Consider the following 17,308-nt stretch of genomic DNA (forward strand, 5'->3'; position numbering starts at 1 on the left):
CGCATGCGTCGGCGCATCCTGCCCGGCTTCGGGCTCAGTCTGGGTTATGCGCTGGCGTATCTGGGCCTGATCGTGCTGCTGCCGCTGGCGGCGCTGGCTTGGAAAGCCTCCGGCATCGGCCTGCACGGTCTTATCCGACTGCTCAGTTCACCGCGCACGTTCGCCGCGCTCAGGCTGAGCTTTGTCGGCGCGACGTTTGCGGCCGTGGTCAACGCCTTCGTCGGTCTGCTGGTCGCCTGGGTGCTGGTGCGATACCGCTTTCCGGGGCGGCGACTTCTCGATGCGCTGGTTGACCTGCCCTTTGCCTTGCCTACCGCGGTCGCCGGTATTGCCCTGACCGCACTTTACGCACCCAACGGCTGGCTCGGGCAGTGGCTGGTGCCGCACGGTATCCAGATAGCGTATGCGCCGCCGGGCGTGATTCTGGCGATGGTGTTCGTGGGCTTTCCTTTCGTCGTGCGCACCCTGCAGCCGGTGCTGGAATCGCTCGATCGTGATGTGGAAGAAGCCGCCGAAAGCCTGGGCGCCTCGCACGGACAAACCTTTTTCCGGGTGATCCTGCCGGTGCTGTTCCCTACCCTGCTGACCGGCTTCGCGCTGGCCCTGGCCCGTGCCGTGGGCGAATACGGTTCGGTGATCTTCATCGCCGGCAACATCCCGATGCGCTCGGAGATCGCGCCGCTGCTGATCGTGGAGAAGCTCGAAGAGTTCGACTACGCCGGCGCGGCAGCGCTCGGCATGGTGATGCTGATCGCCTCGTTCATGCTTCTCATGGTCATCTCGCTGCTGCAGCGCTGGAGCCGGCGCTGGGCGGAGCAGACGCGATGACACTTTCCGCGCCCAACATCCTGCACAAGCGCAAGCCGCATTGGCCACGCAAGATCGGCCGCGCGCTGCTGATCCTGGCCGCCGTGATGTTTCTCGCCGTGTTTCTGGTGCTGCCGCTGAGCGTGGTGTTCGTCGAGGCGTTTCAGCAGGGCATGCATGCCTATCTTTCGACCATCAAGCAGCCGGAGGCGCTGTCCGCGATTCGACTGACCCTGCTGGTGGCCGCGATCGCCGTACCGCTGAATATCGTGTTCGGCATCGCCGCGGCATGGGCGATGGCACGCTTTGAGTTTCGCGGCAAGGCGCTGCTCGGCGCGTTCATTGACCTGCCGTTTTCGATCTCGCCGATAATTTCCGGCCTGGTCTACGTGCTGCTGTTCGGTGCGCAGGGCTGGTTCGGACCCTGGCTGCAGGCGCACCACGTCAAGATCATCTTTGCCGTGCCGGGGCTGGTGCTGGCGACCATTTTCATCACGTTGCCCTTCATTGCGCGCGAGCTGATTCCGCTGATGCAGGCACAGGGCAGCGACGAGGAGGAAGCGGCGCGGGTGCTTGGCGCGAGTGGCTGGCAAATGTTTTTCCGTGTCACCCTGCCCAATATCCGCTGGGCGCTGCTGTACGGCGTGCTGTTGTGCAATGCCCGGGCGATGGGCGAGTTCGGCGCCGTGTCCGTCGTATCGGGACATATCCGCGGACTGACCACCACCATGCCGCTGGAGGTAGAGATGCGTTACAACGAATACGACTATGTCGGCGCCTTCGCCGTTGCGTCGCTGCTCGCGCTGCTGGCGCTGCTGACGCTGGCGATCAAGACGCTGCTGGAATGGCGCTACGGCGACGAGATTGCCGCGCATGCGCCTGGCGGTCATTAGATGCCGCGCACACTGAGACAACGATGACCCTCGAACTTTCCCATCTGAGCCGGCGCTTTCCCGACTTCGCCGCGCTGGACGACGTCAGCCTGTCGATCGCGCCGGGCGAATTCCTGGCGCTGCTCGGCCCGTCCGGCTCGGGCAAGACTACGCTGCTGCGCATCCTTGCAGGACTCGATTACCCCGATAGCGGCGGCGTCGATCTGGACGGCCAGAACTTTCTGGCCGCGCCAGCGCGCGAGCGCAAGATCGGCCTGGTGTTCCAACACTACGCGCTGTTCCGGCACCTCACGGTCGCCGAGAACGTCGCCTTCGGGCTGCGCGTGCGCAGGCGCAAGCTCAGGCCGTCGAAGGCGGTCATTGCCGAACGCGTCGCGCAACTGCTGAAGCGCGTGCAGCTCGATGGCTACGGCCACCGCTATCCGACCCAGCTCTCCGGCGGCCAGCGCCAGCGCGTCGCACTGGCGCGCGCGCTGGCGGTGGAGCCCAGCCTGCTGCTGCTCGACGAACCCTTCGGTGCGCTCGATGCCCAGGTTCGCCTCACCCTGCGCCGCTGGCTGCGGCAGCTGCACGAAGAGCTCAAGCTCACCACCATTTTCGTCACCCACGATCAGGAAGAAGCGCTGGAGCTGGCCGATCGCGTCGCCGTGATGAACCGCGGCCGCATCGAACAGGTCGGCACGCCCGAGGCGATCTACCAGCAGCCGGCCACGCCCTTCGTCTGCGAGTTCATCGGCAAGGTCAACAAGCTGCCGCTGACGCGCACCGGCGGCCAACTCGGCGCAGGCGAATGGACGCTTGACGGCGATCCGTGGAATGGACGCTACGGCAATGCCGTGGCCTATGTGCGCCCCGAGCATCTGTCTCTGGACGTGCCCGAAAACCAGAGCGCCTGGACCGCCCGCCTGCGCCACATCTATCTGGCCGGCAGTGTGGCGCATCTGGAGCTTTACGTGCCCTCGATCGACCACACGCTGGAAGCCGACATCGCCGGCGAAGACGTCGCCAGACTTGGCCTGCAACCGGGCGCCGACCTGCGCGTGGCGCCGCGCAGCGCGGTGGTATTTGCGATGGATAAAGCAGGCGATGACGCTGCCGTGCAGGATCGCTGGGTTTGGCCAGCGAACAACGCAACGCTTGCGTAGACCGCGTTGGAGCTCAGGCTACTTTTTCAACTCCAGCAGATCCCAGCCGTTGCCGTACAGATCCTCGAACACCGCAACGGTGCCGTAGGCTTCATGCCGCGGCTCTTCGCGAAAGTGCACGCCTTCGGTGCGCATGCGCCGCCAGTCACGTTCAAAGTCGTCGGTATGCAGCAGCAGGAACACGCGGCCGCCGGTCTGGTTGCCCACGCGCGAGGCCTGCTCGTCACCTTTGGCCTTGGCCAGCAGCAGTCGCGTTTCGGTCGAGCCCGGCGGTGCCAGCAGCACCCAGCGCTTGCCGTGACCCATGTCGGTGTCTTCGATCAGGTCGAAACCCAGCGCGCGGGTGTACCAGGCGATCGCCTCGTCGTAGTCGTTGACCAGCAGCGCGAGTGCGACCAGGTGTTGCGTCATGTTTTGTTCGCCTTGGTGATGGGCAGCGCAGCGAGCTCTGCCTGCAGTTTTTTGGTCAGCCGTGCGCGCACCAGCAGATACGCATCACGGATGAAGTTCTCCAGCTCGGCCGTGGCAAATCGCTGCGGCTCGACGATGGTGATCCACCCGGCGCGCGCCAGGTACGGGGCGGGCATGATACCCGGCTGATCGGTCAGCTCCAGAAAACGCGCGTTGTCCGCCTTGCACGAGAGGCGCCCACCATCGCTGCCATCAGCCGGCGTCATGGCAAACATCTTGCCGCCAACGCTGAGGACGAGGCTGGTTTCCCATTTGATGTCACGCGACACGCCGGGCCAGTGCCCGCAAAACGCTTCCAGCTGCCGCGCAGTCATTCCGATGGTGTGGTGCATGCGCTTGCTCTACCCGTGCGGAAATTTCTGGATAGGCGCATTGTGCAGGCAGCGCCAGCACTTCGCCGAGGATGGCTGACCCACCATCCACACGGATACGCAGCCCTGGCGAATAGCCGCTTGGAAAGCGCTGCTGCCGCGGCACTCCATTCATGTTGCGTCGCACCAAATACGCTAGAGTATGGAAATGTTGCCGCTACCCGCCATCGACTTTGCCACGCCGCCCGACGAGGCCTCTCTGCGCCCGCCCGCGCGCGAGCGCTTTGCGCCGCGCCTGGTGCCGGAAACTTCCGGTGAGCTGGTTTCCATCCAGGACGGCCGCAATCTCCACCTGCGCAGCATCCGGCACAACGATATCGAAGCGCTTCAACGCTGCTTCCTGCGCCTGTCGCCGGAAGACGTGCGCCGCCGCTTCCTGCACGCCATGTCCGAGCTGCCTACGCCGATGGCGCAGCGCCTGTGCCACATCGACCCCAGTATCGAAACTGCGCTGGTGCTGGTGGATGAGACCGTGGTCCCCGGCGAAATCCGCGGCGTCGGCCGCGTCTACGTGGACGAAGCGGCTGACAGCGCCGAGTTCTCCGTACTGGTGGAAAAAAGCTGGACCCGCCTCGGTCTGGGCGCCTTGCTGATGCAGAGGCTGGTCGACGACTGCCGCCGCCGCGGTCTCGCCGAAATCTGGGGCTATGTGCTGCTGGAAAACCGGCCGATGCTCGACCTGTGCAAGGCGCTGGGTTTTGTCCGCCGCCGGATGGACAACGAGCCGGGCGTGGCGCAGATCGTGCTGCGCCTGGCCTAGAAAGCGCCCGTTCGTCTCACCGATTACGGGCCACTGTTCTGCGGCGTTTACCCGCATCCGTTCACGCCGACCCAGCCGGCTGCCGTCGGCACGCTACACTTGTGCGCTTACCTGACGCGACCTGCCGGTCGCGTCCCGAACAAGTGGTTTACGTGCCGACGCTGATATGCCCGTTTTGATCCCGCATCCTCCCCTGCCCACCACGCCCAAGCAGCGCCGTTACTGGTCGCCGCCGCACGGTTCGGCGCGCGCGCTGCTGATCGCCGAATCGGCGCGCACGCATCAAGGCCTGCTGGTGGCCGTGACGCGCGACACCCAGCGCGCGCATGCGCTGGAGGCCGAGCTGAACATCTTCGCCGGCGGCCTGCCGGTGCTGCACTTCCCCGATTGGGAAACGCTGCCGTACGACGCGTTCAGCCCGCATCCGGAGGTGGTGTCGCAGCGCATCGCCACGCTGTACCAGCTGCCCAGCGTGAAGCGTGGCATCCTGGTGGTGCCGGTGGCCACGCTGATGCAGCGCATCGCGCCGCGCTCTCACATCACCGGGGCCGGGCTGATGCTGAGCAAGGGCCAGAAGCTCGACATCATCGCCGAGCAGCGCCGGCTGGAAGCCTCCGGTTATCGCAACGTGCCGCAGGTGGCCGAGCCCGGTGACTTCGCCGTGCGCGGCGCGCTGATCGACATTTTCCCGATGGGCAGCAGCGAGCCTTACCGCATCGAGCTGTTCGACGACGAGGTGGAATCAATCCGCAGCTTCGACCCGGAAACCCAGCGCTCGCAACAACAGGTGGAAAAGATCGAGCTGCTGCCGGCGCGCGAGTTTCCGCTCACCGACGCGGCCGCCAAGGATTTCCGCAACAACCTGCGCGAACGTTTCCCGATCGACATCCGCCGCTGCCCGCTGTACCAGGACATGAAGGAAGGCGTGACGCCCGGCGGCATCGAGTACTACCTGCCGCTGTTCTTCAAGCAAACCGCCACGCTGTTCGACTATCTCGCCGATGATGCGCTGTTCGTGCTGGGCGAAGGCGTCGGCGAGGCGGCCGACCAGTTCTGGGCGCAGACCGGCGAGCGCTACGACCAGCGCGCGCACGATATCGAACGCCCGGTGCTGCCGCCGGCAGAAATCTATCTTCCGCCCGAAGCGCTGCGCGAGCAGCTCAACAAGCGCCTGCGCGTGGAAGTGGTCGCGGCCGATCACGAGCACGCCGTGACCACCGGCACGCAGCCGGCGCCGGACGTGCCGCTCAACCGCAAGGGCGAGGAGCCGGGCACCTCGCTGCAGCACTTCATGCAGAGCTACAAGGGCCGCGTGCTGATCGCGGCCGACTCCGCCGGCCGGCGCGAAGCGCTGATCGAAACGCTCGCCACCGCAGGCATGAAGCCGGCGAACACCGACAGCTGGTCGAGCTTTTTCAACGACGCCAGCGAAGCGCGCTTCGGCATCGTCATCGCCGGCATGGAACAGGGCTTCGCGCTCAACAAGCCGGCGCTCACCGTGCTCACCGAGCGCGAGCTCTACGGCGAGCGCGTGCGCAGCGAGCGCGACCGCAAACGCCGGCGCGGCACCGCGCGCGATCCGGAAAGCATCATCCGCGATCTCACCGAGCTCACCCTCGGCGCGCCGATCGTGCACGTCGATCACGGCGTCGGCCGCTATCAGGGCCTCGTGTCGATGGACGTCGGCGGCATGGACGGCGAGTTCCTCACCATCGAGTATGCAAAGGGCGACAAGCTGTATGTGCCGGTGGCGCAGCTCGGCCTGGTCAGCCGCTACTCGGGCACCGCGCCCGAGCTGGCGCCGCTGCATTCGCTCGGCGGCGACGCGTGGGAGCGCGCGCGCAAGAAGGCCGCGGAAAAGGTTCGCGACGTGGCCGCCGAACTGCTGGCGATCTACGCGCAGCGGCAGGCGCGCGGCGGCGAGTCGCTGCCGATCGATCGCCAGCTGGTCGAGGAATTCGGCGCCAGCTTTCCGTTCGAGGAAACGCCCGATCAGGAAACCGCGATCGAATCCGTGCTCAGCGATCTGGCCGCGCCGCGCGCGATGGATCGCGTGATCTGCGGCGACGTCGGTTTCGGCAAGACCGAGGTCGCCCTGCGCGCGGCCTTCGCCACCGCCACCGCCGGCAAGCAGGTTGCCGTGCTGGTGCCGACCACCCTGCTGGCGCAGCAGCACTACCGCAACTTCGCCGACCGCTTTGCCGACTGGCCGGTGCGCGTCGACGTGCTGTCGCGCTTTCGCTCGACCAAGGAAGTGAACGAAGCGCTGAAGCGTCTGGCGGACGGCCAGATCGACGTGATCGTCGGCACGCACAAGCTGCTGCAGCCGGACATCAAGTTCAAGAATCTCGGCCTGGTCATCGTCGACGAGGAGCAGCGCTTCGGCGTGCGCCAGAAGGAGCAGCTGAAAAAGCTGCGCGCCGAAGTCGACCTGCTGACCATGACCGCCACGCCGATTCCGCGCACCTTGAACATGGCGATGGCCGGGCTGCGCGATCTGTCGTTGATCGCCACGCCGCCGGCGCACCGCACCGCCGTGCGCACCTTCATCGCGGCGTGGGATCCGGCCACCATCCGCGAGGCGCTGCAACGCGAGCTGTCGCGCGGCGGCCAGGTGTACTTTCTGCACAACGAGGTCGAGAGCATCGAACGCACCGTGCGCGAGCTCGAAGAGCTGGTGCCCGAGGCGCGCATCCGCATCGCCCACGGCCAGATGCCGGAGCGCGAGCTGGAAGGCGTGATGGCGGATTTCCACCGCCAGCGCTTCAACGTGCTGGTGTGCACCACCATCATCGAAACCGGCATCGACATTCCCACTGCCAACACCATCATCATCAATCGCGCCGATCGCTTCGGCCTCGCCCAGCTGCATCAGCTGCGCGGACGCGTCGGCCGTTCGCACCATCGCGCCTACGCCTATCTCGTGGTGCCCGACCGCAAGTCGATCACCGCCGATGCGCAGAAGCGGCTCGAAGCGCTGGCCTCGCTGGAAGAACTCGGCGCCGGCTTCACCCTGGCCACGCACGATCTGGAAATCCGCGGCGCGGGCGAGCTGCTGGGCGACGAGCAGTCCGGCCAGATCCAGGAAATCGGTTTCGGGCTCTACACCGAGCTGCTCGATCGCGCCGTGCGCGCGCTGAAGTCCGGCAAGGTGCCCGACTTCGATCTCAGCAGCGAACACGAAACCGAAGTCGAGTTGCACCTGCCCGCGCTGATCCCCGACGATTACCTGCCCGACGTGCACGCGCGCCTGACCCTGTACAAGCGCATCGCCAGCGCGCGCAGCGACGAAGAACTGCGCGACCTGCAGGTGGAAATGATCGACCGCTTCGGCCTGCTGCCCGACCCGACCAAGCAACTGTTCGCCGTCGCCACGATCAAACTGATGGCCACCCCGCTCGGCATCCGCAAGCTCGACTTCGGCGCCAACGGCGGCCGCATCGTGTTCCGCGAGAATCCCGAGGTCGACCCGCTGACCATCATCAAGCTGATCCAGCGCCTGCCCCGCGTGTACAAACTCGACGGCCAGGACAAATTGAAAATTACGCTGGATCTGCCGGGCGCCAGCGAACGCATCCGCAGCGCGCAGGAAGTGCTGGTGGTGCTCGGCGCGCGGCCGCCACGCTGATGGACATGGACAGCGGCTAACCCCTCCGCCGATCTGGCAAGCCTGCTATGCCGTCTTCATCCAGCAGACCCAAGGCCTCTTTCACGTGACACACGTCACTGGCATCACGCCCACCCCGCACGCACACTGCAATCCATCAGGGAGCGCAGCCATGGCACAAAACCAACCCACCTTTGGCATCGACGCCCCCGGCGTCGTCAAAACGCTGGGCCTTGTCGGCGTAGCGCTGCTGATCATCACCGCCGTCGCCGCCGCCATCCATCAGCCGGACATCGCCGCACTGACGCTATGGCCAGGCTGCTCGATGACGCTGGCGAGCGTGTTGATGGTGCTGACCAGCACGGTTGGCAAGCCGTTCGTGATACGCCGCATGATCGATCAACTGCAGCTGCGCGGCGACGATCAGGTGCTCGATGTCGGCTGCGGCCGAGGGCTGCTGTTGCTGGATGCCGCGCGTCAGCTCACCAGCGGCAAGGCCACCGGCCTCGACCTGTGGAGCACGCGCGACCAATCCGGTAATGCCGAAGCTGCTACACGAAGGAATGCGGAACTCGCCAACCTCAGCGGCCGCGTGCAGGTCGACACCGGCGACATGCGCCAGCTGCCCTACGCCGAGGCCAGCTTCGACGTGATCATCTCCAGCCTCGCCATCCACAACCTGCCAGGCAGAGCCGACCGCGAAAGGGCTGTGCGCGAAATCGTCCGAGTGCTGAAACCTGGCGGCCGCATCGCGCTGCTGGACTTTCGCCACACCGGACAGTACGTGCAAACGCTGCGCGCCAGCGGCATCACCAACGCCACGCGCTCGTGGCCGATCTTCAGCATGTTCCCCTGCGTGTGGATCGTGCGTGCCGGTGGCAGCAAAACCTGAGCCTCAACGGTCCAGCGGACTCAGCACGCCGTGGCCGCCGCGATTGAGCACATGCGTATAAATCTGTGTGGTGGCGACGTCCTTGTGGCCGAGCAGTTCCTGGATGGTGCGCAGGTCATAGCCGCTCTCGAGAAGATGCGTGGCAAACGAATGCCGCAGCGTGTGGCAGGTCGCTGGCTTGACTATCGCGGCGCTGGCGCGCGCTTTCTTCACCGCGCGTTGCAGTGACGATTCATCCAGATGATGTCGACGTTCGACGCCATCGCGCGGATCAACCGAACGGACCGACGCCGGAAAAACATATTGCCAGCCCGACTCCAGCGATGCCGCCGGATATTTTCTCGCCAGCGCATCCGGCATCCATACGCGGCCAAAACCGGCCGACTTGTCGCGCTCGTGGATTCTCAACGCCTCGGCCAGCTGCGCCTCAAGCGGCTGACGCAGCGAGCGCGGCAGCATGGTTCGGCGATCCTTGCCGCCCTTGCCCTGGCGTATCACGATTTCGCCGTGTTCAAAGTCGATGTCCTTCACGCGTAACCGCACGCACTCCATCAGGCGCATACCCGTACCATAGAGAAGGCTTCCCATCAGCCAGTGAATGCCATGCAGTTCTGCCAGCAGCGCATCCACTTCCGCCTTGCTCAGCACCACCGGCAAACGCTGCGGCTTCTTCGCGCGCTCCACCCCATCCAGCCAGGGCAGGTCGATCGACAACACCTGCTTGTAGAGAAACAGCAGCGCCGAGAGCGCCTGGTTCTGGGTCGATGCTGACACATTCCCATGCACCGCCAGCGCCGTCAGAAACCGCTCCACCTCGGCAGCACCCATCTGCGACGGATGGCGCTTGTCGTTGCTGAGAATAAAGCGGCGTATCCAGCCGACGTAAACCTCCTCGGTGCGCTTGGCCATGCCCAGCCGACGCATGCGGCCGCGAACCTGATCCAGCAGGCGAGGCGGCTTGTCCCCATCCCCGCCTGCGTCAGCCTTCTCACTTCCGATTGAAGCCATCACCGTTCTCATCCATGATCTCGACATGGCGAGATTAGATGGCTGGATTAGGCCGCAGCAATTGGACCAAGTCTTTGATTTTTGTAGGCCCTCACCGCTCCCGCAATCCGCTGGTCTGGGATAGGCTGTAGCGGTTAGGATGCAATTTGAAATCTACTTAGCGTTAGCCATCTATCAACAAGGAGGCGGTATGAAACAGATAGTTGGCTTTTCATCTGGTCTGGCGTTCGCTGCGGTCGGCACCGCGATCGGCCTTTACTGCGCTTGGCTCGGCTTTTCTTCCGCTCCGTACGATGGGCAGCAGCTTGGTACATTTTGCGGCGTAATGGGTGCGCTAGTCGGCTGCACTTGGGCATGCATCGGAGCAGCTTCAAGCTACTGGCAAAAGCACACCGCATCTATTGCACCGCGCGAGGCTTCCTAACCACTCGTTCAAGGCGGACGGCTTCGCCGCCGCTTAACTCCAGCGTTAGGCCCGCACCCAAATGGCGCTTTTTATACAGCCACCTCCAAATACGTCGGCGGACACGCTCCGCCAAATGTCGCTGGACTACAACTGGAGCGACGGCTTTGCTTTCCCACAAGCAATCGCCGATCACCCAAATTGCGATCTTGCTGTGGCGCTTGAGCTGTTCTGGTTGACTGACGCAATTTCGGTTTATCTTGGCGAGGCTTCTGTGCAAGAACTCAATGTTGCGTGGCGTTCTTTCTGCAAGTTGCTTACTCAACGGCTACTTGGCGGTTACTACATTCACGGTCCTGCTTCATTTCGGGTACCGTTAACAAAAACTCAGATCTACAAGTATCAAAAACTTGGTGTGCCAAGCATCTTTCTAACCGGTGTCGAGCAGGCCTAACATTTCGTTCAAGGCGGACGGCTCCGCCGCCGCTTAACTCCAGCGTTAGACGTCAGAGAAGCGTTCTTCTTGTGGTTGCATCGCGTGCGCTGCTTCCGGCTTCGCATGAGCTGCACGGGTCATGTCGTTTCGCGCTGGCCTGCGTTGTTGTCTGTCGCGCGCTTGGTCGCTCGTCGTGGCTTGCGCGCGTTGGCCGATCTCGCATCTTCATGCGGTGCTATGCGCGCGGTTCTTCGCAACGTGGCGTTCGTCGTCAGCGGTTCGTTCTTCGTGCGCAGGCCGCATGCTTCGCAGCATTGCCGGGCTTTCAAAGCAGCGCTATCGTGCAGGTCACCGACGGCGTAGCGTGCTGCCGTCTAACGAGTCATTCAAGCGGACGGCTCCGCCGCCGCTTAATTCCAGCGTTAGGCGTCAGAGCAGCATCCTTTTGTCGTTGTGTCGCGTTCGCCGCTTTCAGGCTTCGCATCGACTGCGCGTGTTGTGTCGTTTCGGGCTGGCCTGCGTTGTCGTCTTTCGCGCCCTTGGTCGCTCATCGTGTCTTGCGCGCGCGTTCGCGTATCTCGCGTCTTCATGCTCCGCGGTGCGCGCGGTTCGTCGCAACGTGCCCTTTGTCGTCAGCGGTTCCTTCTTCGCGCGCAGGCCACAAGCTTCGCGGCATTGCCGAGCTTTCAAAGCAGCGCTATCGTGTTGCTCACCGACGGCGTAGCGTGCTGCCGTCTAACCAGTCATTCAAGCGGACGGCTTCGCCGCCGCTTAATTCCAGCGTTAGGCATCAGACTCATGCATCACCACGAGTGCAAAATCGAGAACAAGGATTTTGAGTTGCTCGGCTCTCGCCACAATCCACTAGATCGGCTTTGGCCGCCTTGGGCTTTGGTCATCTGTCGCAAGTGCTCAAAAATCCGCGAGTGGCAGATTCACTCGCAAGAGGGAATGATGGGCGGCGCGCTTGAGTGCACTGCCTTTCCGCGCGACGACTACGTCAAGTCTCAGTATGGCTTGGACGCATCCGCTGTCGAGGCAATACTTTCGGGGCGGCGGCAGCCTCGCGAGTACGATTGGCATAAGGCAGCCTACAATGATGCCTAACAATTCGTTCAAGGCGGACGGCTTCGCCGCCGCTTAACTCAAGCGTTAGAGCTCAATGACAGATTCCGACGACCTGCTAGACACACTCCAGAAACTCGAAGTGGAGTTGCATGGTCCGAGCACGCGGGCGTCAGAGCGTGCAGCGCAGTTGCTCGCAGAAAGTTTCATCGAGTTTGGTGGCTCGGGTCAGGTCTACTCCAAGGCCGAGGTTCTCCAGCTGCTTGCGAGCGAGGTTCCGCCGGCAATTTCTGCTTCGCAATTTTCTGTGCAGCGTATTGCACAAGATGCAGCGCTACTAACCTACATCTCATGTCATCATTCTTCGCAAGACACGTTCTCTCTGCGCAGTTCTATCTGGCAGTTCCAAGAGGGGCAATGGCGCATCATTTTTCACCAAGGCACAAAGTGCGCTCAGCCAGTAGTACAAGGTTGAGCTCTAACCACTCGTTCGAGGCGGACGGCTACGCCGCCGCTCAACTCAAGCGTTAGGGCCCGAACTTGAGCAGCTCGTTTGTTTGCAAAACTTGCGGCGGAACCCACGAAGGGTTGCCCACAGACCTCGGCTGGACGTTGCCTGACGTGGTCTGGGCTATTCCTGAAGCAGCGCGCGCGAACCAAGCACAGTTCGACAGCAATCGTTGCCAGCTAGGCGATCGGTTCTTTATTCGCTGCATACTTAAGCTTCCTTTCAATGAGCAATCTGGTTACTACGGTTGGGGCGTCTGGGTGGAGCTCTCGGAATCAAACTTCTATCGCTACGCCGAGGTCTATGACAAAGACGGGAGTAGTGAGCCTATGATCCCGGGCCAAATCGCTAATGAAATCCCGGCATATCCTTCAACGCTTGGCCTGCGGGTCACGGTGCAGTTCCAAGACAGTACCAGCCGTCCAACTGTCTACGTGCCAACAGAGAGCAATCATCCGCTGGCTGCACAACAATCCGATGGCATAGACAATCAGCAGTACCATACAGTACTTGTAGCCACGGGGTCGGTCAGCAGGCCCTAACAAATCGTTCAAGGCGGACGGCTTCGCCGCCGCTTAACTCCGGCGTTAGGCGGCAGAGCATTTTCTTTGTGTTTGCTCCGCATCGTCAGGTTCGCGTTCCACACGGCCGGTGTTGTGGGCCAGCGTGCGTTGACCTACCTCGTGGCTCTGTCGTGTCTCGCATGTTGAGCGCGTTTTAGTTTTTCGCTTCCCTCTGCGCTGCATCAAGCGCGGTGCTCGGCATCATCGATTTCATCGCGGACAGCGCGTTCTTTTTGCGCACGCCATCACCGTCAAGGCATTGCCGGACATTAAAAGCAGGGCTATCGTGCAGCCCATAGTTCGGCGTGGCGGGCCGCCGTCCTAACAAGTCATTCAAGCGGACGGCTCCGCCGCCGCTTAACTCCAGCGTTAGGCGGCAGAGCATTTTCTTTTGCGTCTGTCCCGCATGCGTGATCTTCCTGTTCCACACGCTTAGTGTGTTGCACGCCGGCGCGCGTTGCCTTATTTCGTTGCTTGGTCGCATCTCGCGTGTTGCGCGCGTTTTCATTTCTCGCTTCTTCGTGCCGTCCATCACGCGCGGTTTGCGCTAACGTCCAGGTCATCGCAAGCTGTTCGCGCTCGTTGCGCACGCCATCACCGTCAAGGCATTGCCGGCCATCAAAAGCAGCGCTATCGTGCAGCCATAGTTCGGCGTGGCGGGCCGCCGTCTAACAAGTCATCCAAGCGGACGGCTCCGCCGCCGCTTAACTCCAGCGTTAGACCACAGGAGAAACATTATGGAAGTCTCATTGAAGAGCTACTTACCCGGTGTACTTAGCGGCATCGTGATCAGCTATATCACGGTCTACTCAATCGCAGTGACATCCGCAATTGTCATGCCTCGCGAGTTTCCCATTTTGCTATGGCAGGTGGCCGTCGTATTCGGGCTTGGCGCTTTCTTGCCAGCCCTCGTCATCTACCTATCGACACTTCTTGTCTCGCGACCAAATCTTCTCGCGTCGCTCACAGGATTCTGCGTGGCCGTCATTGTCAGCATGTGCTTTTTCACAGGCTTAACGTTCGCTGGGAGTGCGCTGTCAGCGATAATCCTTGGCGCCTTAGTTTCTACTACGCTCGCTAGCTTGTGGTCTAACAGGTCGTTCAAGGCGGACGGCTTCGCCGCCGCTTAACTCCAGCGTTAGACTATCGGGGGAAATATGGTTTTTCGTACGCGCAAAGCAGCAGTCATCGCTGGCATTTTGGTGGTAGCCATGGGATGGGTAATCAAAGCGCCCTTGCTGGTTCATTGGGCCGATATTGGAGCAATCACCCTTATTTCTTTCATCCTGCTTTTTGCAGCAACGGTTTCACTTCTTGCCGGCGCTCTTGCGGTGCAACTAGGTAAGCGCGGCCGTGTTCCGTTCGCATTGCACATACTCTTTGCCGTCCTAGCCTTATATTTCTTACACTCCATGTTTCTGCTTCCGCTTGCTCTCGGTGTTGTCGTGGCTGCTACCGCAATCTTCTGGCCAGTCGCAATCCAGACATCAGTAAGTACTAGCGGCTCCGGTCCAGAGTCAGTCTAACTATCCGTTCAAGGCGGACGGCTTCGCCGCCGCTTAACTTCAGCGTTAGGCGGCAGAGCATTTTCTTTGTGTTTGCTCCGCATCGTCAGGTTCGCGTTCCACACGGGTGGTGTTGTCGGCCAGCGTGCGTTGCCGTATTTCGTAGCTCTATCGTGTATCGCAAGTTGCGCGCGTCTTAGTTTCTCGCTTCTTCGTGCCGTGCGTCACGCGCGGTTCGCGGTACCGTCCAGGTCGTCGCAAGCTGTTCGCACTCGTCACGCACGCCATCACCCTCAAGGGATTGCTGGGCATCAAAAGCAGCGCTATCGTGCAGCCATAGTTCGGCGTGGCGGGCCGCCGTCCTAACAAGTCATTCAAGCGGACGGCTCCGCCGCCGCTTAACTCCAGCGTTAGGTATCGCCATGGAAGTACTCGTTGCTGGTGTACAAGCATTCTTCTTCGGACTAATCGGTGCCATCATCGCGTCGGTCATTTTTTATCTTTCAACCCGCCGCAAACCGGATACTCCCCTTATCTTGGGGCTAGCAATTGGCATCGGCACAACCAGAGCTATCGAGGCGCAGTGGCCTGTGTTACTGGCATACCAACCTCTTGTCGTATGCGCTTGTGTTGTCGCATGCGTGGGGCTGGCAAAGTTATCGCGTGGTGCTACCTAACCATTCATTCGAGGCGGACGGCTGCGCCGCCGCTCAATTCCAGCGTTAGGCTGCGAAATCATGATACCCGCTAGTGTAGTGCTGCATTCTGTTTGGAACTTAAGCGGTTGTTGGCGCGGATGACCTTCTGGAGGATGTCGCGCGCGCTCTTGGTCCAGATGAAAGGCTTGGGCTGGATGTTGTGGTGAGCGACGTATGCCTCGATGGCAGCCACCAGTTCGGGCACGCTGGTGAACACGCCGCGACGCAGGCGTTCGGTGGTGATGTCGCGGAAGAAACGCTCAACCATGTTCAGCCACGACGCCGAGGTCGGGGTGTAATGCATGTGGAAGCGCGGATGCTTGTCCAGCCACGCTGTCACGACCGGGTGCTTGTGCGTGGCATAGTTGTCGGCAATCAGGTGCAAGGCCTTGTCCTTGGGTGTGCGGCGGTCGATCTTCTTCAGGAACTTCAGCCACTCCATATGCGTGTGGCGCGGCTGGCACTGACCGATGACCTGGCCATCGAGCACATTGAGCGCAGCGAACAGGGTGGTGGTGCCATGACGTTTGTAATCATGCGTCATCGTCTGGGCGCGCCCCTTCTTCAGCGGCAATCCGGGCTGCGTGCGATCCAGCGCCTGTACCTGGCTTTTCTCGTCGCAGCACAGCACCAGCGCGTGCTCGGGCGGCGACATGTACAGACCGACGACATCTTCGAGTTTCTGCACGAACTGCGGGTCGCGCGAGATATTGAAACCCCGCACGCGATGCGGCTTCAACCCGTTTGCGCGCCAGTGGCGCGAGACACTGGCGGCGCTGATGCCCAGCTCAGCGGCCATCGTGCGCGTGCTCCAATGGGTGGCTGCCGAAGGCGTGCTCTGCGTAGTCAGTTCCACCAGCCGGGCCACGTCGACCTTCGACGGGGGCGCGCCGCGCGGGCGGTCGCGCTCGATCCCGGCGAGTCGATGCTGGGCATAGCGTTCGCGCCAGCGCGCGACCTGCACCCGCCCGAGGCTCAACTGCTCTGCAATCGCCTTGTTCTGCTTGCCCTCGGCCGACAGCAAAACGATCCGGGCGCGCTGCACTAGCCGGACGCTGGTGAGCTTGGAGCGAACCAGATGGGTGAGCTCACTCTGCTCCTCCTCGCTCAGCACAATGTTGGGGGCAACTCGCACGCCATCTCTCCCGCGGGCCTCGTAGTAAAACATGAGACCGGCGGGTCGCTTATACGTTCAATCAAGATTGAAACACTACACTAGTACCACGAAACTAAGGCCAGGAGACGTGTGTTTTATACCGCGAGATGACGGTAAATTTGTTCCGTTTGCATTTCTCTGCACGCCAGCTGGTAAACGCAGCAGTTTCTATGGTGGCATCCTTAACGTGGTGGTTGACAGTCCCAACGTCAGTGAAATCCCTCTGCATGTAGAGGTAAAAAAATATGCTTTGGTGCACATCTCGTGCTTCAGAGAAAACAGCACTCACATAGTCGGCAACGCCGCAGCTAATATCGGTGCACCTGTCCTAGCCGCAATACAGAGTGACACTGCAGACTTCAGCGTGGGAGTTACTTCTTCTGTTTGGGGTTACAAAACCATCATTAAGTACGCGGCTGCGGTCACAGCCTAACTACTCGTTCAAGGCGGACGGCTCCGCCGCCGCTTAACTCCAGCGTTAGGCGGCAGAGCATTTTCTTTGTGTTTGCTCCGCATCGTCAGGTTCGCGTTCCACACGGGTGGTGTTGTCGGCCAGCGTGCGTTGCCGTATTTCGTAGCTCTATCGTGTATCGCAAGTTGCGCGCGTCTTAGTTTCTCGCTTCTTCGTGCCGTGCGTCACGCGCGGTTCGCGGTACCGTCCAGGTCGTCGCAAGCTGTTCGCACTCGTCACGCACGCCATCACCCTCAAGGGATTGCTGGGCATCAAAAGCAGCGCTATCGTGCAGCCATAGTTCGGCGTGGCGGGCCGCCGTCTAACAAGTCATCCAAGCGGACGGCTCCGCCGCCGCTCAATTCCAGCGTTAGGTGTAAGCATGGAAACTCAATCGCACCAAATGCCAGTTCGGGTCGCGGTCCGCTGGCCATTCCGCATTCTTGCCGCGCTCATCGTCCTCGCGGGACTCGCGGCGGTCCTGGGTGGAGCGATTGCCTGGTGGTCTCACAGCGCTAGTTTTCCCAAGTGGCAAATGCTATTCGCCCTTCCAGGCGTCGCTTGGTTAA

17 protein-coding genes are annotated in these 17,308 nt (G+C 62.0%); 12 read left to right on the top strand and 5 right to left on the bottom strand.

Features of this window, described 5'->3' with window-relative positions; genetic code table 11:
- Positions 1-3: 3 nt before the first annotated feature.
- The 3 genes from cysT to ACDK93_RS12875 are packed head-to-tail and all read left to right on the top strand — an operon-like array spanning position 4 to position 2,845.
- A complete protein-coding gene (gene cysT / locus ACDK93_RS12865) occupies positions 4-828 on the top strand; it encodes a sulfate ABC transporter permease subunit CysT (protein ID WP_458069131.1) in 825 nt (274 codons plus the stop codon).
- The gene (gene cysW, locus ACDK93_RS12870) at positions 825-1,700 is read left to right on the top strand and encodes a sulfate ABC transporter permease subunit CysW (protein WP_458069133.1); all 876 of its coding nucleotides are present in this window, start codon (positions 825-827) and stop codon (positions 1,698-1,700) included. Before cysT ends, cysW begins: the two co-directional genes overlap by 4 nt.
- Before the next feature lie 23 nt (positions 1,701-1,723).
- Positions 1,724-2,845, top strand: coding sequence for a sulfate/molybdate ABC transporter ATP-binding protein (locus tag ACDK93_RS12875; protein ID WP_458069134.1), 1,122 nt, complete (start codon positions 1,724-1,726; stop codon positions 2,843-2,845).
- A gap of 18 nt (positions 2,846-2,863) precedes the next feature.
- Here the strand turns inward: ACDK93_RS12875 and ACDK93_RS12880 are convergent, their stop codons facing one another.
- Positions 2,864-3,256, bottom strand: a complete 393-nt coding sequence (locus ACDK93_RS12880; RefSeq protein ID WP_458069136.1) for a VOC family protein — start codon at positions 3,254-3,256, stop codon at positions 2,864-2,866.
- A complete protein-coding gene (locus tag ACDK93_RS12885) occupies positions 3,253-3,648 on the bottom strand; it encodes an MmcQ/YjbR family DNA-binding protein (protein WP_458069138.1) in 396 nt (131 codons plus the stop codon). Before ACDK93_RS12885 ends, ACDK93_RS12880 begins: the two co-directional genes overlap by 4 nt.
- A 187-nt stretch (positions 3,649-3,835) precedes the next feature.
- Here ACDK93_RS12885 and ACDK93_RS12890 point away from each other — a divergent pair, with 187 nt between their 5' ends.
- The 3 genes from ACDK93_RS12890 to ACDK93_RS12900 all read left to right on the top strand — a co-directional run bounded on the left by ACDK93_RS12890 (position 3,836) and on the right by ACDK93_RS12900 (position 8,946).
- Positions 3,836-4,447 carry an N-acetyltransferase family protein gene (locus ACDK93_RS12890; protein WP_458069139.1) on the top strand — a complete coding sequence of 204 codons (612 nt, stop codon included), beginning with the start codon at positions 3,836-3,838 and terminating at the stop codon, positions 4,445-4,447.
- A gap of 166 nt (positions 4,448-4,613) precedes the next feature.
- On the top strand, positions 4,614-8,075 hold the full coding sequence (gene mfd / locus ACDK93_RS12895) for a transcription-repair coupling factor (RefSeq protein ID WP_458069140.1): 3,462 nt from the start codon (positions 4,614-4,616) through the stop codon (positions 8,073-8,075).
- A gap of 151 nt (positions 8,076-8,226) precedes the next feature.
- The gene (locus tag ACDK93_RS12900; RefSeq protein ID WP_458069141.1) at positions 8,227-8,946 is read left to right on the top strand and encodes a class I SAM-dependent methyltransferase; all 720 of its coding nucleotides are present in this window, start codon (positions 8,227-8,229) and stop codon (positions 8,944-8,946) included.
- A gap of 3 nt (positions 8,947-8,949) precedes the next feature.
- Here the strand turns inward: ACDK93_RS12900 and ACDK93_RS12905 are convergent, their stop codons facing one another.
- Complete coding sequence (locus ACDK93_RS12905) at positions 8,950-9,954, bottom strand: integron integrase (RefSeq protein ID WP_458069142.1); 1,005 nt, start codon at positions 9,952-9,954, stop codon at positions 8,950-8,952.
- A 139-nt stretch (positions 9,955-10,093) separates the two neighbouring features.
- On the opposite strand from ACDK93_RS12905, the gene ACDK93_RS12910 reads away from it, so the two are divergent.
- The 4 genes from ACDK93_RS12910 to ACDK93_RS12925 all read left to right on the top strand — a co-directional run bounded on the left by ACDK93_RS12910 (position 10,094) and on the right by ACDK93_RS12925 (position 12,908).
- Positions 10,094-10,378 carry a hypothetical protein gene (locus ACDK93_RS12910; protein WP_458069143.1) on the top strand — a complete coding sequence of 95 codons (285 nt, stop codon included), beginning with the start codon at positions 10,094-10,096 and terminating at the stop codon, positions 10,376-10,378.
- 115 nt (positions 10,379-10,493) lie between these two features.
- On the top strand, positions 10,494-10,811 hold the full coding sequence (locus tag ACDK93_RS12915; RefSeq protein ID WP_458069144.1) for a DUF4274 domain-containing protein: 318 nt from the start codon (positions 10,494-10,496) through the stop codon (positions 10,809-10,811).
- Between the two features lie 1,144 nt (positions 10,812-11,955).
- On the top strand, positions 11,956-12,333 hold the full coding sequence (locus ACDK93_RS12920; protein WP_458069145.1) for a nuclear transport factor 2 family protein: 378 nt from the start codon (positions 11,956-11,958) through the stop codon (positions 12,331-12,333).
- 65 nt (positions 12,334-12,398) lie between these two features.
- A complete protein-coding gene (locus ACDK93_RS12925; RefSeq protein WP_458069146.1) occupies positions 12,399-12,908 on the top strand; it encodes a DUF2199 domain-containing protein in 510 nt (169 codons plus the stop codon).
- A 175-nt stretch (positions 12,909-13,083) separates the two neighbouring features.
- Here the strand turns inward: ACDK93_RS12925 and ACDK93_RS12930 are convergent, their stop codons facing one another.
- Entirely contained in the window at positions 13,084-13,437 is a 354-nt protein-coding gene (locus ACDK93_RS12930; RefSeq protein WP_458069148.1) for a hypothetical protein, read from the bottom strand.
- A gap of 649 nt (positions 13,438-14,086) precedes the next feature.
- Here ACDK93_RS12930 and ACDK93_RS12935 point away from each other — a divergent pair.
- Positions 14,087-14,455, top strand: a complete 369-nt coding sequence (locus tag ACDK93_RS12935) for a hypothetical protein (RefSeq protein WP_458069150.1) — start codon at positions 14,087-14,089, stop codon at positions 14,453-14,455.
- Between the two features lie 401 nt (positions 14,456-14,856).
- Complete coding sequence (locus ACDK93_RS12940; RefSeq protein WP_458069152.1) at positions 14,857-15,111, top strand: hypothetical protein; 255 nt, start codon at positions 14,857-14,859, stop codon at positions 15,109-15,111.
- Positions 15,112-15,181: 70 nt separating this feature from the next.
- On the opposite strand, the gene ACDK93_RS12945 is transcribed toward ACDK93_RS12940, so the two are convergent.
- Positions 15,182-16,267 (bottom strand): IS630 family transposase, encoded by a 1,086-nt coding sequence (locus ACDK93_RS12945; RefSeq protein WP_458069154.1) that lies wholly within the window; start codon positions 16,265-16,267, stop codon positions 15,182-15,184.
- Positions 16,268-17,308 lie beyond the last annotated feature (1,041 nt).

This window comes from Rhodanobacter sp. BL-MT-08, from assembly GCF_054161255.1.